The 16,412-nt window shown below is 63.4% G+C and carries 17 protein-coding genes; 13 read left to right on the top strand and 4 right to left on the bottom strand.

From position 1 onward, the window contains the following. Positions 1-94: 94 nt before the first annotated feature. From DFO48_RS08165 to DFO48_RS08155, 3 genes are read left to right on the top strand one after another with little or no spacing between them, the layout of a single operon-like run. On the top strand, positions 95-415 hold the full coding sequence (locus DFO48_RS08165; protein ID WP_114863061.1) for a cytochrome c: 321 nt from the start codon (positions 95-97) through the stop codon (positions 413-415). A 13-nt stretch (positions 416-428) separates the two neighbouring features. After that, positions 429-944 carry a hypothetical protein gene (locus DFO48_RS08160; protein ID WP_114863060.1) on the top strand — a complete coding sequence of 172 codons (516 nt, stop codon included), beginning with the start codon at positions 429-431 and terminating at the stop codon, positions 942-944. Between the two features lie 19 nt (positions 945-963). After that, positions 964-2,514 carry an FAD-binding oxidoreductase gene (locus DFO48_RS08155; RefSeq protein ID WP_114863059.1) on the top strand — a complete coding sequence of 517 codons (1,551 nt, stop codon included), beginning with the start codon at positions 964-966 and terminating at the stop codon, positions 2,512-2,514. A gap of 253 nt (positions 2,515-2,767) precedes the next feature. Here DFO48_RS08155 and DFO48_RS08145 read toward each other — a convergent pair whose 3' ends face one another. Further along, entirely contained in the window at positions 2,768-3,748 is a 981-nt protein-coding gene (locus DFO48_RS08145) for an AraC family transcriptional regulator (RefSeq protein ID WP_003076342.1), read from the bottom strand. Between the two features lie 216 nt (positions 3,749-3,964). On the opposite strand from DFO48_RS08145, the gene DFO48_RS08140 reads away from it, so the two are divergent. The 6 genes from DFO48_RS08140 to DFO48_RS08115 all read left to right on the top strand — a co-directional run bounded on the left by DFO48_RS08140 (position 3,965) and on the right by DFO48_RS08115 (position 10,346). Beyond that, positions 3,965-5,188, top strand: a complete 1,224-nt coding sequence (locus DFO48_RS08140; RefSeq protein WP_114863058.1) for an amino acid ABC transporter substrate-binding protein — start codon at positions 3,965-3,967, stop codon at positions 5,186-5,188. Between the two features lie 227 nt (positions 5,189-5,415). Continuing rightward, complete coding sequence (locus DFO48_RS08135) at positions 5,416-6,291, top strand: branched-chain amino acid ABC transporter permease (protein ID WP_034348923.1); 876 nt, start codon at positions 5,416-5,418, stop codon at positions 6,289-6,291. Continuing rightward, entirely contained in the window at positions 6,288-7,226 is a 939-nt protein-coding gene (locus DFO48_RS08130; protein WP_114863057.1) for a branched-chain amino acid ABC transporter permease, read from the top strand. Before DFO48_RS08135 ends, DFO48_RS08130 begins: the two co-directional genes overlap by 4 nt. Next, positions 7,223-7,993 carry an ABC transporter ATP-binding protein gene (locus DFO48_RS08125; protein WP_114863056.1) on the top strand — a complete coding sequence of 257 codons (771 nt, stop codon included), beginning with the start codon at positions 7,223-7,225 and terminating at the stop codon, positions 7,991-7,993. Before DFO48_RS08130 ends, DFO48_RS08125 begins: the two co-directional genes overlap by 4 nt. Continuing rightward, positions 7,986-8,699 (top strand): ABC transporter ATP-binding protein, encoded by a 714-nt coding sequence (locus DFO48_RS08120; RefSeq protein ID WP_114863055.1) that lies wholly within the window; start codon positions 7,986-7,988, stop codon positions 8,697-8,699. The genes DFO48_RS08125 and DFO48_RS08120 overlap by 8 nt, the downstream gene beginning before the upstream one ends. Before the next feature lie 195 nt (positions 8,700-8,894). Further along, entirely contained in the window at positions 8,895-10,346 is a 1,452-nt protein-coding gene (locus tag DFO48_RS08115; protein WP_003076354.1) for an aldehyde dehydrogenase, read from the top strand. 276 nt (positions 10,347-10,622) lie between these two features. Here DFO48_RS08115 and DFO48_RS08110 read toward each other — a convergent pair whose 3' ends face one another. Further along, positions 10,623-11,414 (bottom strand): DUF2076 domain-containing protein, encoded by a 792-nt coding sequence (locus DFO48_RS08110; RefSeq protein ID WP_114863054.1) that lies wholly within the window; start codon positions 11,412-11,414, stop codon positions 10,623-10,625. 235 nt (positions 11,415-11,649) lie between these two features. On the opposite strand from DFO48_RS08110, the gene DFO48_RS08105 reads away from it, so the two are divergent. Further along, complete coding sequence (locus DFO48_RS08105; RefSeq protein WP_003076357.1) at positions 11,650-12,171, top strand: peptidylprolyl isomerase; 522 nt, start codon at positions 11,650-11,652, stop codon at positions 12,169-12,171. A 193-nt stretch (positions 12,172-12,364) separates the two neighbouring features. On the opposite strand, the gene DFO48_RS08100 is transcribed toward DFO48_RS08105, so the two are convergent. Both DFO48_RS08100 and DFO48_RS08095 read right to left on the bottom strand, forming a co-directional pair. Continuing rightward, positions 12,365-12,970 carry a glycine zipper 2TM domain-containing protein gene (locus tag DFO48_RS08100; RefSeq protein ID WP_034349051.1) on the bottom strand — a complete coding sequence of 202 codons (606 nt, stop codon included), beginning with the start codon at positions 12,968-12,970 and terminating at the stop codon, positions 12,365-12,367. A 276-nt stretch (positions 12,971-13,246) separates the two neighbouring features. Further along, a complete protein-coding gene (locus tag DFO48_RS08095) occupies positions 13,247-13,627 on the bottom strand; it encodes a PepSY domain-containing protein (protein WP_114863053.1) in 381 nt (126 codons plus the stop codon). Between the two features lie 281 nt (positions 13,628-13,908). On the opposite strand from DFO48_RS08095, the gene DFO48_RS08090 reads away from it, so the two are divergent. The 3 genes from DFO48_RS08090 to DFO48_RS08080 are packed head-to-tail and all read left to right on the top strand — an operon-like array spanning position 13,909 to position 16,410. Then, positions 13,909-14,217, top strand: coding sequence for a PepSY domain-containing protein (locus tag DFO48_RS08090; RefSeq protein WP_003057703.1), 309 nt, complete (start codon positions 13,909-13,911; stop codon positions 14,215-14,217). Between the two features lie 28 nt (positions 14,218-14,245). Continuing rightward, positions 14,246-14,917: a response regulator transcription factor gene (locus DFO48_RS08085; protein WP_114863052.1), complete on the top strand. Its 672-nt coding sequence runs from the start codon at positions 14,246-14,248 to the stop codon at positions 14,915-14,917. Between the two features lie 5 nt (positions 14,918-14,922). Further along, a complete protein-coding gene (locus DFO48_RS08080) occupies positions 14,923-16,410 on the top strand; it encodes a sensor histidine kinase (RefSeq protein ID WP_003076366.1) in 1,488 nt (495 codons plus the stop codon). The last annotated feature ends 2 nt before the right edge of the window (positions 16,411-16,412 follow it).

The raw sequence follows: 16,412 nt of genomic DNA, 5'->3' as shown, positions 1-16,412 counted from the left end.
GCAAAGACCTCAGGTGCAGCGCCCGCATGGGCAAGGCGCGAACCCCAACCCGCGCCTTGTGTCTGCCGACCCACAGAACCACCGGAGACCCACGTTGAAACATGCCTCCCAACTGGCCCTGGCAGCCCTGCTGTCCGGCCTCAGCCTCGCTGCCTCGGCTGCGGACTCTCACGGCACTGGCCCCGGCCAGCGCTTTTACGAAAAGACCTGCGCCAAATGCCATGAAGCCGGCATAGGCCCCGTCATCAAGGGGCGCGGCTTTCCGCCCGCGACTTACATGATCATTGCGCGCAACGGCATGAACGCCATGCCGTCCTTTCGCGTGACCGATATCGACGATGCCACGCTGGAAGACTTGGCAAACTACCTGTCCAAGACAGAGGCCCCCAAGGCTGTCGAGCCAGCCAAGAAATAAGAAGGACGATGTAATGCAATCCGATCGTCGCTCCCTTCTCAAAGCTCTGACCGCAACAGGTCTGGCTGTCTCCGGCATAGGCTGGGCACAGGCTGCCACCTCCGCCGCAGGTCGCACCGCCAGCGCAGCCACGCGCTCTGCCGAGGTGCTGGCCGTGACATCCTCCATGCACGCCAGCGCACTGGACAAGGCCTTTGTGGCCGGTGTTCAGAGCACATCCCGCAATGCGCTGCACACCGGCCTTCAAGGCCTGGACAGCGCCGCATTCAACCAACTGGGCGAGCTGCTGACCGACAGTCAGGAAACCCTGTTGGTGGGTCTGCTCGACGACGCCTCGGCCACGCTGGTGCTGGATCTGGTTCGCTCCAGCGGTGGCCGCGTGCTGACCGTGGAACACCATCGCGTGGACGGCGCCGCCGCCGACTGGGCCCAGGCGCTGGGTCGGTCGCTGGCGTCCAGTCAAGTCATGAACACCACCACGGCGGCAGCAGGCAAGGAAGCCCGCGTGTCCTTTAGCTGCGTAATCTAAGAAACAAGGAAAGCAGAGCATGACAAGCAAATACATGGCCCTGCCCAAGGGCATGAGCGAGAGCAGCTTTGATGCGGCCATCGCCCAGTTCAAGAAAGCCCTGGGTGAAGACAATGTGATGATCAAGGACGAGCTGGTTCGTCCCTACACCAAGGTGATGATGGCTGTGCCTACCGAAGAGCACACACCTTCCGCCGTGGTGACGGCCACCACCGTGGAGCAGGTGCAAGAGGTGGTCAAGATCTGCAACTCGCACAAGGTGCCCGTGTGGACCATCTCCACCGGCCGCAACTTCGGCTACGGCTCGGCCGCACCGGGCCAGCGCGGCCAGGTGGTGCTGGACCTGCGCAAGATGAACAAGATCATCCACGTGGACCCCGAACTGTGCACGGCCCTGGTCGAGCCTGGCGTGACCTACCAGATGCTGTACGACTACCTCGAAGAGAACAAGATTCCCTTGATGCTGTCGTTCTCGGCACCTTCTGCCATTGCCGGTCCTCTGGGCAACACCATGGACCGCGGCGTAGGCTACACCCCCTATGGCGAACACTTCATGATGCAGTGCGGCATGGAAGTGGTGATGGCCAACGGCGATGTGCTGCGCACCGGCATGGGAGGCGTCAAGGGCGACAAGGCCTGGCAGGTTTTCAAGTGGGGCTACGGCCCGACGCTGGACGGCATGTTCACCCAGTCCAACTATGGCATCTGCACCAAGATGGGTTTCTGGCTGATGCCCAAGCCCCCGGTCTTCAAGCCGCTGGAAATCCAGTTCGACGAAGACAGCGATATCTCCGAGATCGTGGAATTCATCCGCCCCCTGCGCATCGCCCAGGTCATCCCCAATTCGGTGGTGATTGCCGGCGTGCTGTGGGAAGCGTCCACCTGCAACACCCGTCGCTCGGACTACACCACCGAGCCCGGCCATACGCCTGACGCCATCCTCAAGCAGATCCAGAAAGACAAGCATCTGGGCGCCTGGAATGTCTACGCTGCGCTGTACGGCACCAGGGAGCAGGTCGACGTCAACTTCAAGATCGTGCAGGACGCGCTCAGGAAACTGGGCAAGGGCCGCCTGATCACCGAGGAGATGGCCGGAGACACCCAGCCCTTCAAGTACCGTGCCCAGCTCATGTCAGGCGTGCCAAACCTGCAGGAATTCGGCCTCTACAACTGGCGCGGAGGTGGCGGCTCGATGTGGTTTGCCCCTGTGTCGCAGGCACGCGGCAGCGAGTGCGACAAGCAAAAGTCGCTGGCCAAGAAGATCCTCAACAAGCATGGCCTGGACTATGTGGGCGAGTTCATCGTCGGCTGGCGCGATATGCACCATGTCATCGACGTGCTGTACGACCGCAGCAACGAAGAGGAAACCAAGCGTGCCAACGCCTGCTTTGCCGAGCTGCTGGACGAGTTCGAAAAGGAAGGCTATGCCGTGTACCGCGTGAACACCGCCTTCCAGGAGCGCGTGGCGCAGAGCTACGGTCCGGTCAAGCGCGATATCGAGCGCAAGATCAAGCGTGCTCTGGACCCCAACGGCATTCTGGCTCCGGGAAAGTGCGGGATTGATATCTGAGGCTCCCCCTGAGCGGCTTTGCCGCTTCCCCCTCTCTCGCTGCGCGGGAGGGGGACAATACCTTCGCTGCGGGGCGGCCCTTGCTCGGTATTACTGAGTCAGAGCATGCTCAATCCAACGCTCTTGGTCGCAGCCAAGCACGCAAAAAAGCCACCCGATTTGAAAACGCCGGGTGGCTTTTTTGTTTTTGGATTGCTACCTTATTGATAGCTTACAGCGTATTTAGTATCTGGACCTGAGGCTTGTTTAACTCTTAATTGAGCAATTTGGAGCCAAACATGCCTGCTCTGAACTGCGCCGGCGTCTGCCCCGTATGCTGCTTGAACAGGCGGCTCAGATGCGCGCCGCTGGCAAAGCCGCTGGCCAGCGCCAGCTCCGTCAAGGTGCAGTGGCGATTGGCAGGACTGAGCAGTTCGCGCTGGAACAGGGCCACGCGCTCGGCCCAGATATGCTGGCTGATGGACAGCCGCTCATCGGCAAAGGCGTTGTAGAGATGCCGCTTGCTGCAGTTGAGCGCTGCGGCCACGGCATCCACGCTCAGGGCCGGATCGCGCAGGTGCTGGCGCACATAGGCCTTGATGCGGCCCAGCAGCAGCTCGCTGGCGCTCAGCGAGGCCGCACGGCCGCAGGCATCGAGCAGGGACAGCTGGATCAGCTGCAGCAGCGAATCCGTCACATGCTGGGCCAGTCCCTGGCCCATGGCCCGGCATTCGGCAAAGGTGCCGCGCATCATGTCCAGCGCAATGCGGGACACGCCTTCGCCGCCGCCCACATAGCGTCCCATGAGGGCATCGATGGCGCGGCCATGGTCTTCGAAACGGCTTTTGGGCAAGGTGATGATCAGATGCTCGCACCACTCGGGGTTGAGCACCTCGTACTCCTGCGTGGTGTCGTAGATCAGCCACTGGCCGCTGCGCGCCACGGCTTCGCGCCCGTTCTGGCAGACGCGGGCCTCGCCATGCCAGGGGGCCACGATCTTGAGAAAGTCGGTGCTGCGGCGCGCCATGCTGGCCGAAGTGCGTCGCACGCGATGGCGGCTGGCCTCGATCCGGGTCATGCCCACAGGTCCCAGCTCGAAGGTGCCCAGTCGCGCCGAGAAATGCTGGTCGCCATAGACATCGCTCTCCAGTCCATAGAGCGTGGACATCCAGTGCTGCCAGGCGCCCACGGCTTGAGCGCCTTGCATCTCGGTCATCTTCTCGGTCACTTGGTAGGCAGGAATGTCTGGCCGCATCTGGGCTCCTGAAGAAGTAACAGGATGCTTCATTATCCATAGCGACCCAGACCCGGAGCCGGGCAAAACCGGCACCTCGCAGGGAAATCAGTGTTTACCCACAGACACTTGCATGCACAGACAAGACGCAGTGCACGCCCAGACAAGCCCCTTGCGCCGCGATTTCCTACGATGGCCGAAGAACCCGGACACCCGTCCATCAAAAAGGAGACAAGCATGACATTCGCCGACAAGCGTTTTGTTCTCAAGAGTCTGGTCGCAGCCACCGCCCTGGCGGGTCTGTGCGGCCAGGCCCTGGCCCAGGAAGCGCCAAAGTCCATCCGCATCGGCTGGGCCATTGCCAAGACCGGGGTCAATGCGGGCGGCACCTCCGTGACCACGGCGCCCAACTACAAGCTCTGGGTCAAGGAGATCAACGACGCCGGCGGCATCATGCTCAAGACCTACAACAAGCGCGTGCCCATCGAGGTCATCGAATACGACGACCGCTCCAGCACCGAAGAGGCCGTGCGCGCCACCGAGCGCCTGATCACCCAGGACAAGGTCGACTTCGTGCTGCCGCCCTGGGGCACGGGCTCCAACCTGGCTGTGGGGCCAACCTACGAAAAGCACAAATACCCGCTGCTGGCCGCCACCTCGGTGACCGACAAGGCCCCGGATCTGGCCAAGCGCTGGAAGCATGCCTTCTTCCTCCTGGGCACGGGCGGCGAATATGCCGAGGGCCTGGTCGCCATGCTGGAAAAGGCCAAGAAGGACGGCAAGATCAACAACAAGATCGCCATGATCAACATCGCCGACGGCTTCGGCGTGGAGCTGGCCAATGCCACGCGCAAGGCCGCCAAGCAGCATGGCTTCGAGCTGGTCTACGACAAGAGCTATCCGATCGGCACGCAGGACATGACACCCATCATCAACGAGGCCAAGGGCAAGGGTGCCGACACCTTCGTGGCCTACTCCTACCCGCCCGACACCATGCTGATCAACGAGCAGGCCAGGACGCTGGGCCTGACTTCCAAGGTGCTGTTCACCGGTGTGGGAACGCAATTCCCCATGTTCAAGGGCAAGTTCGGCGCAGCGGCTGAAGGCGTGATGGCGCCGGGCGGCATCGATGCCGGCAACCCGCAGATGCAGGCCTATCTGAAGCGCTTCAAGGAGGTGACCGGCCAGGAATCGGACCGCTTTGCCAGCCCCATCGTCTACACCTCGCTGCAGATGCTGCAGCAGGCCATCGAGCGTGTGGGCAAGATCGACCGCGCCGCCGTAACCCAGGAGCTCAAGAGCGGCAGCTTCGAGACCGTGCTCGGCCCCGTCAAACTCGAAGGCCAGATGCTGACCAAGCTCTGGCATGTGGGCCAGTGGCAGAACGGCGAGTTCAATGCGATTGCGCCGACTACGCGGGCGGGCGTCAAACCGGCGGTGATTCCTAGAAGCACCCCCTGAGCGGCTTTGCCGCCTCCCCCCTCTCTCGCTTTGCTTCGCAATGCGGGAGGGGGACGACAGCCTCGCTGCGAGACGGCTCTTGCTCGCTGTCTCTTTGCTGGGGAATGCCTGTTCAAACACTGCGCATAGCTTTTAGAACTATCAAAACAAGAGCTGGTTGCGCATGTCTTGCTTTCACTTTGCATTGATTTCATAACAAGAACAATGAATCACCAGCGGTATACGCTATGAATTTAATAGACATCCTTCTCGCTGGCGCCATGCTGGGCGGGCTCTATGGCCTGGTGGCCATGGGGCTGACGCTGCAGTATGGCGTGGCGCGCATCATGAATCTCTCGTATGGGGAGTTTCTGATTGCACCGGCCTTCCTGGCCTTTTTTGCGGTCAGCAGCTGGGGTATTTCACCGCTGCTTCTGGTGCTGCTGGTGGTGCCGCTGGGCTTTGCCATCCAGTGGCTGATCTATCAGCTGCTGCTGACGCCGCTGGTGCGCCGCGCCAAGGGCGGACCGGCGCTGGAGGTGGATTCGATTCTGGCCACCTTTGGCATGCTTTTCGTCGTCCAGGGCGTCATGCTGGTGATGTTCGGCGGCGACTATCACAGCTACAGCTATCTGTCCGAACCCGTGGAGATCCTGGGCAGCAAGGTCGCGGCCAACCGTCTGCTGGTGCTGGGCTTTGCGGTCGTGCTGGGCGGCGGCCTGTACCTGCTGCTGACGCGCACCCGCGCCGGCGCCGTAGTGCGCGCCGTGTCCGTGGCACCGCAGTTCGCACATCTGGTCGGCATCAATGTGCGCAGCACGGCGGCACTGGCCTATGGTCTGGGCGGTGCGCTGGTGGCGATCTGTGGCGTGCTGGTCAGCATGTTTCTGCCCTTCTCGGCCGGCATGGGCACCATGTTTGCCATGAAGGCGCTGATCGTCGTCATCATGGGCGGCGTGGGCAATCTCATGGGCTGCCTGGTCGCCGGCATGCTTCTGGGCTTTGCCGAAACGCTGGTCGCCTCCTTTGTCGACCCCGGCCTGACGCTGGCCGTCAATTACGCGGTGTTCCTGCTGGTGCTGCTGTTCAAGCCCACCGGTTTGTTCGGGAGGACTGCACGATGAATCCGATCCATCGCAAAGAAATTCTGATCTGGGCCATCTGCGCCATCGCCACCGCAGGTCTGGCCCTGCTGCCGCGCTGGCTGACGGACGAGTACTACCTCTCGCTCATGATCAGCATCCTGATGTACTGCGTGCTGGCCACGGCCTGGGCGCTGTTCTCTGGGCCCACACGCTATATCTCGCTGGCCACCGTCGCCTTCTTCGGCATGGGCGCCTATGTCACCGCCGTGTTCGGCGAGTCCCTGCCCTGGGCCGCCGTGCTGGGCATTGCGGCCGGCGTGGGCCTGGTCATGGCCTTGATCGTGGGGCTGTCCACGCTGCGGCTGTCGGGCGTGTACTTTGTGATCTTCAGCTTCGGCCTGGCCGAGCTGGTCAAGCAGCTCGTCACCTGGTGGGAGGTCAACATCACCAAGGATCTGGGTCGCTATGTGTTCGTGGAAATCACCCAGCTCGATATCTACTGGCAGTTGCTGGCCATGCTGGCCCTGGTGCTGGCGCTGCGCGCCCTCATCAACCGCTCGCGCCTGGGTCTGGCGCTGCGCGTGATCGGCGAGGACGAGACCGTGGCCACCCATGTGGGCATCAACACCACCACGGCCAAGCTGCTGCTGTTCGCCGTCAGCGCCGTGTTCATCACCGTCACCGGCGCCATCATGGCTCCGCGCTGGACCTATATCGACCCCAGCATTGCCTTTGCTCCCGCCGTCTCGTTCCAGACCCTGATCATGGCCCTGCTCGGCGGAGCTGGCGCGCTGTTCGGCCCGATTCTGGGGGCCGTGCCGCTGGTGCTGCTGTTCGAGTACCTGGCTGCCAACTTCCCCAACCATTTCTCGATTCTGCTGGGCCTGGTGTTCATCGTGATCGTGTACTTCATTCCCCAGGGCCTGTCTGGCGTGCTGGCCAAGTTGTTCCACAAAAAGGGAGGCCAGCCATGAAGACCGCCACCCTGCTTTCCGTGCGCGGCGCCACCAAGCGCTTCGGCGGCCTGGTGGCCGTCAACGAACTGAGCTTTGACGTCTACCCGGGCGAGGTCGTGGGTCTGCTCGGCCCCAATGGCTCGGGCAAGACCACGGCCATGAATCTGATCTCGGGCGCCCTGCCCGTCAACGGCGGCGAGATCGTATTCAACGGCAAGCCCATCCACCCACTCAAAAGCCACCAGATTGCCCGCCTGGGCGTGGCGCGCACCTTCCAGCTGGTCAAGGTGCTGGGCTCCATGAGCTGCACCGACAACGTCATTGCCGGCATGGCCTTCAAGCCCCGACCACTGTTTGGCAAACCTGCCGCTGCGCGTGCCCTGCAACTGCTGGAGCAGGTGGGTCTGGCCGAATTTGCGAATACTCCCGCAGGCGAGCTCACCTATATCAACCAGAAGCGCCTGGAGCTGGCCCGCGCGCTGGCGCTGGAGCCGCAGATCCTGCTGCTCGACGAATGGCTGGCAGGCCTGAACCCCACGGAGCTGCAGCAGGGCATTGCACTGATCCGGCAGTTGCAGGCCACGGGGCTGACGATTCTCATGGTCGAACATGTGATGGACGCCGTGCACGCGCTGTGCAGCCGCTGCGTGGTGATGAACGCGGGCACAAAAATAGCCGACGGCCCCACGGCCCAGGTGCTCAAGGAGCCCGAGGTGGTGCGTGCCTATCTGGGGGAAGAAGTGAGTGCAGATGAAGACCGGTCAGCGGAGGCCAGCCATGCTTGAAGTGCGCAATATCTCAGTGAGCTACGGCAAGCATGAGGCGCTGCACCAGGTCAGCCTCCAGGTGCAGCCCGGCGAGCTGGTCGTCATGCTGGGCGCCAACGGAGCGGGCAAGTCCAGCCTGCTCAAGGCGCTGGGCGGCATGGTCACGCCGCAGGCTGGTGCCAGCGCGCAACTGGCCGGGCAGGAGCTGATGCAGCTGCCGCCGCATGCCATCGTGCAATCGGGCCTGGCCCTGGTGCCCGAGGGGCGCGGCGTGTTCGGCGATCTCAGCGTCAAGGAAAACCTGCTGCTGGGTGCACAGCCCCGGCGCGCACGCGCCAACGAAGTCCGGAATCTGGAGCAGGTCTTCGCCCTCTTTCCCAAGCTGCGTGATCGCCTGCCGCAAGTCGTTCGCACCATGAGCGGCGGCGAGCAGCAGATGGTGGCCGTGGGCCGCGCGCTGATGAGCCAGCCCGACATCCTGCTGCTGGACGAGCCTTCGCTGGGCCTGTCGCCGCTGATGTGCAAAGAGCTGTTCGCAGCCCTGGCGCGCATCAAGACACTGGGCATGGGCGTGCTGCTGGTGGAGCAGAACGCGCGCCAAAGCCTGGCCATTGCCGACCGTGGCTACTTGCTGGAAACCGGGCGCATCGTGGGCGAAGGCTCGGCACAAGAACTTAGCAGCAGTGCTGCTGTCAGACGCGCCTACTTGGGCGGCGAACATTGAGATGACTCCCCCTGAGCGGCTTCGCCGCTTCCCCCGGAGGGGGACGGTGCCATCGCTGGGGCAGCCCATCGCTGCGGGGCGGCGGGGCCGCCTAGGCCCTTGCTCGACACCTCTGTGCCGGGCCGCGTCTAATTTCAACGATATGAACAACAGGCAGCTTTGATGACTGCTTTCACGTCAAAAAGGAGATGAAAAATGATCGAACAAAAAATGCTGATCGCCGGCCAGGAATGTGCAGCCGGCAATGGCGCAACGTTTGAGCGCAAGAATCCGCTGGATGGATCCGTCGCCACACGCGCCCCGGCAGCCACGACCGAGGATGCGATTCGCGCCTGCGACGCTGCTGCTGCCGCCTTCCCCGCCTGGTCGCAACTGGGGCCGAACGCCCGCCGCGCCATGCTGATGAAGGCCTCGCAGGCACTGGAAGCCAAGGGCGAAGCGATTGCTGCGGCCATGGCTGCCGAGACCGGCGCCTCGGGCATCTGGGCCGGCTTCAACGTGCATCTGGCCGCCAGCATGCTGCTGGAGGCGGCTTCGCTGACCACTCAGATCAATGGCGAGATCATTCCCTCCGACGTACCCGGCAGCGTAGCCATGGCCGTGCGCCAGCCCGCCGGCGTGGTGCTCGGTATCGCGCCCTGGAATGCTCCCGTGATCCTGGCCGTGCGCAGCATCTCCACGGCCCTGGCCTGCGGCAACACCGTGATTCTCAAGGGCTCGGAACTCTGCCCCGCCACCCACGGCCTGATCATCGAGGCACTGCAGGACGCAGGCCTGCCCGCCGGCGTGGTGAACTTTGTGACCAATGCGCCCGCCGATGCGGGCAGCGTGGTCGAAGCCATCGTGGCCCACCCGGCCGTGCGCCGCGTGAGCTTTACCGGCTCCACCAAGGTAGGCCGCATCATCGGCCAGACCTGCGCCAGGCACTTGAAGCCTGCGCTGCTGGAGCTTGGCGGCAAGGCCCCCTTCCTGGTGCTCGACGATGCCGATATCGATGCGGCCGTGAACGCCGCCACCTTTGGCGCGTTTGCCAACTCGGGCCAGATCTGCATGTCTACCGAGCGCTTTGTGGTGGATAACAAGGTGGCCGACGAGTTCATCGCCAAGTTTGCCGCCAAGGCCAGCAGCCTGCCGCTGGGCGACCCGCGCAAGGGCCCCGTGGTGCTGGGCTCGGTCGTCGATCTGGCTACGGTGGAGCGCTGCAATGCCATGATCGACGACGCGCTGGCCAAGGGCGCAAAAATCGTCTGCGGCGGCAAGGCCGAGAGCACGCTGATGCCCGCCACGCTGATCGACCATGTGACGCCGGCGATGCGCATATTCCACGAGGAGACCTTTGGCCCGGTCAAAGGCATCGTGCGCGTGAACGGCGAGGAAGAAGCCATTGCCACGGCCAATGACAACGAGTTCGGTCTGTCCTCCGCAGTCTTCACCCGGGACACGGCCCGCGGCTGGCGTGTGGCGGCACGCATCGAGGCCGGCATCTGCCACATCAACGGCCCCACGGTGCATGACGAAGCCCAGATGCCGTTTGGTGGCGTCAAGGCCTCGGGCTATGGCCATTTCGGGGGCCAGCAGGGCATCAATGCCTTTACCGAAACCCGCTGGGTGACCATGCAGACCGCAGAACGCCACTATCCGTTCTAAAGACCCCCTGAGCGGCTTTGCCTAGGCGGCCCCGCCGCTTCCCCCTCTCTGCTACGCAGAGGGGGACGACAGCTTTGCTGCGCGGCGGCGCTTGCTTGCTGTCCCACACTTAGGTCGCGCCCTAGTTAAAGCTCGCGCCCATCGCTACTGAAATTAAAAAAGCCACCTGATTTGAAAACGCCAGGTGGCTTTCTTTTTTCCTTCTCACTATCTAATCCATAGCTGCTAGCGTTTGATGGAAAAGGGCTTGAGCCTCAAAAATCTCAAAGCATGTAATCAGGCAAAGTCATCGTCAAAGAAGCCACCGCCATCGTCCCAACTGCCGCTGTCAAAGCTGGCTGAGTTGTCTATGCTGCCAAGGCCCGCGTCGTTGGCAAGGCTGGCGGTATTGCCGCTGTCGCCATGCAGGCCCTGGCTGCTGCTGTCCTGCGCCAGCGACTTGCTTTCGCTGCCCCCGCTCTGGCTGCCCGAGCTAGCGTGATGGCCGCCCATCAGATTCTCCAGTCCGTTGAACAGAAACATGCCGCCCGCCACGCCGGCCGCAGCCGCTGCGGCATTGCCCAGGAAGCTGCTGCCAGTCGGGGCAGCTGGCTGGCCGTAGGCCTGCGGCGCTGCAGCGCGCGGCGCCGAGCCACCGCCAAAGAAACGGTCGCGCCAGCTGGAGGGCTGAGGCGCGGCTTGCGGCTGGTTCTGCGGCTGGTATTGGGGCTGATACTGGGGCTGATAGGGAGGCTGGGCATTGGCAGCGTAGCCGCCGTCCTCGGCATAACGCTCGGGAGCGCGACCGAAGTGCGTGCCCAGGCCTCCCGAGAGAAAGCTGCCTGCGCCCTGGCTCTGGCTTTGCTGGGCCTGCTTCACCTGCTGCTGCAGCTCGCCGATCTGCTGCTGGGCCTGCTCAATGGCTTGCTCCAGCATCAAGGTGCGCTGGGCCAGCCAGTAGACCGCATCGGGCGCGGTGCTCAATCCGCGGCGCAGCTCGGCATCGGCCTGCGCGTCCTTGGGCTGGCCCTGGGTCAGCGTCAGCCTGGCGCACAGGTCTTGCAGCAGTTGTTGTTCCTGAGGGGTCATGGTGCCTTCCTTTAAGCCCGCAATTTACTTGCAGCAGAGATGGGGTCAGTATGCAGGCCTGCAAGAGCGCCAATGTGAAGGCCGTGCAAGTGCTTTTTGCAGGGTGTAACAAAAGGCCTGTGCTGCAGTTCCGGGCAGCGCGTGGGACAATGCCTGCCATTGCGCCACGGTCGTGGCGGCGTTTCAATTTCGGCTGCGGGACTGGCCCGCGGCCCACCAACTGCATACACACACCATGGAAGTTACCCAACAATGCGTGGTCGCCCTGACCTGGACACTGAAAGACACCCTGGGCGAGGAGCTGGACGTGCTGGACGAGCCCGTGGAATTTCTCGTCGGCGGCGATGACCTGTTCAAGCGTATCGAAGAGGCTCTGCAAGGCCACGGCGTAGGCACCACGCTGGACCTGCACCTGGAGCCCGAAGAGGCATTCGGCGACTATGACGAGAGCCTGATCTTCCTGGAAAAGCGCGAGCTGTTTCCCGAAGAGATCGAGGAAGGCATGAGCTTCGAGAGCAGCGCCATGCCCAAGGGCACCAACCCCGTGCCTGCCGATCTGCTCTACACGGTCACCGAAATCTATCCCGAGCATGTGGTGCTGGACGGCAACCACCCGCTGGCCGGAATCGCCATCCGCCTGCACCTCAAGATCGAAGCCGTGCGCGAGGCTACCGAGGAAGAAATCGGTCGCGGCACGGCCGGTACGGGTTTTTTCCGTATCGAGCCCATGGCCCCGGGCAATGAAACACTGCATTGACACCGCCTGAGGCGCTTTGCGCCTTCCCCCAATGAGGGACGACAGCTTCGCTGCGAGGCGGCGGGGCCGCCCGGGCTCTTGCTTGCTGTCACTGAGTGATACTGCGCCACAGGTTCAAGCATTACTCATCGCTTCAGGCAAAGAAATAAAAAGGGACTCCTCGGAGTCCCTTTTGTCATGCGCGCTTGTCTGCTCAGCGACGGAAGATCTGGTTGCCTTCCACACGCACGTATTCGCCGATGCTCAGCTGCGGAGGCTGCTGGTAGTCCAGAGCACGCACGCTGCCGTCCTGCAGCTGCACGGTGACGCGGTAGATATCGCGCACGCTGCCGCCGCCCATGTTGTTTTGCACGGCGTTGCCGGCGAAAGCGCCTGCAGCCACACCGGCGATGGTTGCCAGCGTACGGCCGGAGCCCTTGCCCACCTGGTTGCCCAGCACGCCGCCGATCACGCCACCGGCAATCGCGCCGCCCGCGCCAATGCCGCTGCCGTCCTGCACGCGCACGGTCTCGATATTCATCACACGGCCCTGCTGGGCGTATTGCTGGGGCTGCTGCGAGTAGCAGTTGGGGTTGTTGTAGCCGCAGTTATTGGCGGGATAGGTCTGGACCTGGTTGTTGCCCACGGGGTAGGCCTGTGTGCTGCCAGGGTAGCCAGAGCCCGAATAAGCACCCTGGGAGTAGCCTCCCTGGTAGCCGCCGCTCTGGTAGCCACCCTGGGGATAGGCCGCGCAGGCCGACAGAGCCGCAACGATTGCGCTCACCATGGCCAACCGGCCCCAGCGTTGATTGATTTGCATGGAAATCTCCTGATTGGCGCATGCACATTCCATGCGCCGCAGTCCCTGTTATGAGTTGCTCTGCAAACCTTGCTCGGTCTGCCTTTCCATTGCAACGCAGCACCGGCTCGCCAGGACGACAGGTTTCACATTTGCTCACAATACTTTGAGCAAAGCACAGCCGTTTACAACTCTTCAAACCATAGCGCCTTGCCCTGTCCAGCACTCATTTTCGATACAGATATCATTTGAAACCGCCATCACAAAGCGCTGGAAGCTATCAAACATATAGCAATCTCAGCCTTTGGTGCGTACGCGCAGCACTTCGCCGCTGCGGCCGTCGACATAGAGCTTCACAAAGCGCCCATCGCTGGCCGTGGCCTTGACCTTGTAGAGGCCGTCGTCCCATTCCACTTCCTGAAATTCGCGATAGCCGGCCTTCTCCAGCCGGTCGCAGACATCGCGGATGGACAGGGTAGGCCCGAGCGCCATGCCGCGCACGGCGGCCACCGAGGCCGAGGCACGGTCCGCCAGGGAGTTTTCTGCGGCCAGGCAGGTGCACGCGGACAGCAGCGCGGCGCCCCCAAGCAGGGCAATGCCGCCGCCGCGCTGCATGGACCGGTATAGCGACAGGGCGCGAGCGGACATAGCAAAGACGGGGGTTTGGAGACGAGACATGAAAACTCCTGAGGTCGGTTGGTGAACGATGGGTACAAGAAGACGGCCCGCCGGGCGAGAGGTGCTCTGTTACGGGTTGCAGCCAATTGTTCGCGTTCCCTTCTGAACCGTTTCTGAAGCCGCCATTCAGCTTTCGTTCATCGATGCAGGCCTATAACCTTGGCTGCAGCACGCAACCAGACCTCATCACCTCCCACTCCAGCCCGCTCGCCATGTCTTTTTTCAACGCTTCGAATGACCCGCAATCTGCGCACCGCCCACGCCGGCGCGCCCTTCATGCCGTGCTGGCCATGCTGCTGGCAACGGCAGGCTTTGCCGCGCTGAGCCTGTGGCCCGCCACCTCGGATGCCGGCGACAACGATCACGAACTCGCCCGCCAGGCCTTGCGCCAGGGGCAGGTGCTGCCGCTGCGCACCGTTCTGGATCAGGTCGAGCAGCAATACCAGGGCCAGGTCATCAAGGTGGAGTTCGACCGCGAGGACGGCCGCTTTGTCTACGAGATCCGGCTGCTGCAAAGCGATGGCAAGGTGGTCAAGCTGGAGATCGATGCCAGCAACGGCAGCCTCATCAGCATGAAGCGCAAGAAGTGAATCCCGGCACTCAGGAAGGCTGTAGAGCATGCGAATTCTGCTGATTGAAGACGAACCCACGCTGCGTGAGCAGTTGCATCAGGCCCTGCTGCAGGCCGGCCACACCGTGGAGACGGCCGCCGATGGCGAGACGGCGCAATACCTGGGCGAGGTGGAGAGCTTCGACGCCGCGGTGCTGGACCTGGGCCTGCCGATGCGCGACGGGCTGAGCGTGCTGCGCGCCTGGCGCGCTCAGGGCCGCTCCATGCCGGTGCTGATCCTTACCGCCAGAGTCGCCTGGCATGAAAAAGTCGCAGGCATGGATGCCGGAGCCGACGACTATCTGGCCAAACCCTTCCACATGGAAGAGTTGCTGGCGCGTCTGCGCGCCCTGCTGCGACGTCTGAGCCCGCATGCCAGCGCGCTGTGGCAATGCGGCTCCATCACCCTGGACTCGCGCCAGGCCCGTGTCACCGTCGAAGGTCAGGCGCTGACGCTGACCAGCCATGAATTCAAGGTACTGACCATGCTGATGCAGCGCATGGGCGCCGTGGTCTCGCGCACCGAGCTGTCCGAGCATATCTATCCGCAGGACAGCGACCGCGACTCCAACACCATCGAGGTCTTTGTCGGGCGGCTGCGGAAAAAACTGCCTGCAGGCTCGATCGAAACCGTGCGCGGCCTGGGCTATCGCCTGGTTGCGCCATCCAACCAAGAATAAAACCTATGTCCGAGCACACCCTGAACTCCCCCATGACCCAGCAGCCGCCACCGCTGAGCGCGGGCTCCTGGAAGAACTCGCTGCGCCTGCGACTGCTGGCGGGCGCCCTGATATGGGTGCTGGCAGCACTGCTGCTCACGGGATGGGGCCTGCGCACGCTGTTTGCCGAGCATCTGACCCAGCAACTGCGCGGCCAGCTGGTGGCCAAGCTCGACCGCCTCAGCGGCGCCGTCAACTATCAGCCGGATCAGGCCGTCCCGGTCACGGTCTCCCCCTTCTCCGGCGACCCCTTGCTGCAGCAGCCGCTGTCGGGCATGTACTGGCAGGTGGACCAGCTTGACGCTGCCGGCCAACAGACCGTGCAGGCCGGCATCCAGCGTTCGCGCTCGCTCTGGGATCAGACCCTGGACTGGCCCTTCTTCAAGGCCGACAAGGTCTGGGAGCCCACCCTGCCCCTGCATGCACCGGCAAGCTACGGCCATATGTCGGACGGCAATGGCAACACCCTGGTGATCGTGACGCGTACCGTACAGCTGCCCGAGGCCGATGCCCCGCCGCTGCGCCTGATGATTGCCGCCGACGCGGCCATGCTGGCCACGCCGCTGCAGCGCTTTACCAAGATGCTGGTGGCCGCGCTGTGCATGCTGGCAGCGGGGCTGATCGCCGCCGTGGTCGTGCAGCTGCAGCTGGCACTGGCTCCGCTGGCCGCCCTGCGCCGTCAGCTGGCCTCCGTGAGCCAGGGCGAAGCTTCTGAAATCAGGGGGGAACACCCGGCCGAAATCATGCCCCTGGTTCAGGAGTTCAACCATGTGCTGCGCATGAATGCCGAGATGGTGGAGCGGGCCCGCACCCAGGCGGGCAATCTGGCCCATGCAGTCAACACCCCGCTGAGCATCATGGGCAACGCGGCGGCGCAGCAGGACAGCCCGCTGGCGACCCTGGTGCGCGAGCAGGTCGCCAGTGCCAGCCGCCAGGTCGAATATCACCTGGCCCGTGCCCGTGCCGCCGCAGCAGCGGCGCAGCAGGGTCATGGCCTGCGCACCGCGCTGGCCGGCCCGCTGCACTCCCTGGTGCACACCATGGACAAGCTGCATGCGGCGCGCAGCATACGCTTTGAGCTGCAGGGGGATGCCACCCAATGGGACTTCAAGGGTGACTCCCAGGACCTGATGGAGATGCTGGGCAATCTGCTGGACAACGCCGGCAAATGGGCCAGATCGAAGGTTGTGCTCAAGGTTCAGCCGGCAAGCGAGGACAGCCAGCGCCTGACGCTATGCATAGACGACGATGGCCCGGGCATTGCACCCGAGTTGCGCGAGCGCATCTTTGCGCGCGGCGAGCGGCTTGACGAACAGCGACCCGGCGCCGGCCTGGGCCTGGACATCGTGCGCGATCTGGTTCAGACCTATGGCGGCAGCATCCAGGCGCTGCCGTCGCCGCTGGGCGGGCTGCGCATGCAACTGCAACTGCCTGGCGCCAGGCACCAGGACTGAAG

The sequence above is a fragment of the Comamonas sp. AG1104 genome, from assembly GCF_003350425.1.
Taxonomy (GTDB): domain Bacteria; phylum Pseudomonadota; class Gammaproteobacteria; order Burkholderiales; family Burkholderiaceae_C; genus Comamonas; species Comamonas testosteroni.
Note: the sequence above shows the minus strand (reverse complement) of the source record. Positions and strands in the feature narration are given on the sequence as shown.

Coding starts and splice junctions, on each gene's coding strand:
- DFO48_RS08115 (WP_003076354.1), top strand. CDS start 8,895: ATGATCGAACAAAAAATGCTGATCGCCGGCCAGGAATGTGCAGCCGGC.
- DFO48_RS08080 (WP_003076366.1), top strand. CDS start 14,923: ATGTCCGAGCACACCCTGAACTCCCCCATGACCCAGCAGCCGCCACCG.
- DFO48_RS08095 (WP_114863053.1), bottom strand. CDS start 13,627: ATGTCTCGTCTCCAAACCCCCGTCTTTGCTATGTCCGCTCGCGCCCTG.
- DFO48_RS08100 (WP_034349051.1), bottom strand. CDS start 12,970: ATGCAAATCAATCAACGCTGGGGCCGGTTGGCCATGGTGAGCGCAATC.
- DFO48_RS08110 (WP_114863054.1), bottom strand. CDS start 11,414: ATGACCCCTCAGGAACAACAACTGCTGCAAGACCTGTGCGCCAGGCTG.
- DFO48_RS08125 (WP_114863056.1), top strand. CDS start 7,223: ATGAAGACCGCCACCCTGCTTTCCGTGCGCGGCGCCACCAAGCGCTTC.
- DFO48_RS08140 (WP_114863058.1), top strand. CDS start 3,965: ATGACATTCGCCGACAAGCGTTTTGTTCTCAAGAGTCTGGTCGCAGCC.
- DFO48_RS08145 (WP_003076342.1), bottom strand. CDS start 3,748: ATGCGGCCAGACATTCCTGCCTACCAAGTGACCGAGAAGATGACCGAG.
- DFO48_RS08130 (WP_114863057.1), top strand. CDS start 6,288: ATGAATCCGATCCATCGCAAAGAAATTCTGATCTGGGCCATCTGCGCC.
- DFO48_RS08135 (WP_034348923.1), top strand. CDS start 5,416: ATGAATTTAATAGACATCCTTCTCGCTGGCGCCATGCTGGGCGGGCTC.
- DFO48_RS08120 (WP_114863055.1), top strand. CDS start 7,986: ATGCTTGAAGTGCGCAATATCTCAGTGAGCTACGGCAAGCATGAGGCG.
- DFO48_RS08155 (WP_114863059.1), top strand. CDS start 964: ATGACAAGCAAATACATGGCCCTGCCCAAGGGCATGAGCGAGAGCAGC.
- DFO48_RS08160 (WP_114863060.1), top strand. CDS start 429: ATGCAATCCGATCGTCGCTCCCTTCTCAAAGCTCTGACCGCAACAGGT.
- DFO48_RS08085 (WP_114863052.1), top strand. CDS start 14,246: ATGCGAATTCTGCTGATTGAAGACGAACCCACGCTGCGTGAGCAGTTG.
- DFO48_RS08105 (WP_003076357.1), top strand. CDS start 11,650: ATGGAAGTTACCCAACAATGCGTGGTCGCCCTGACCTGGACACTGAAA.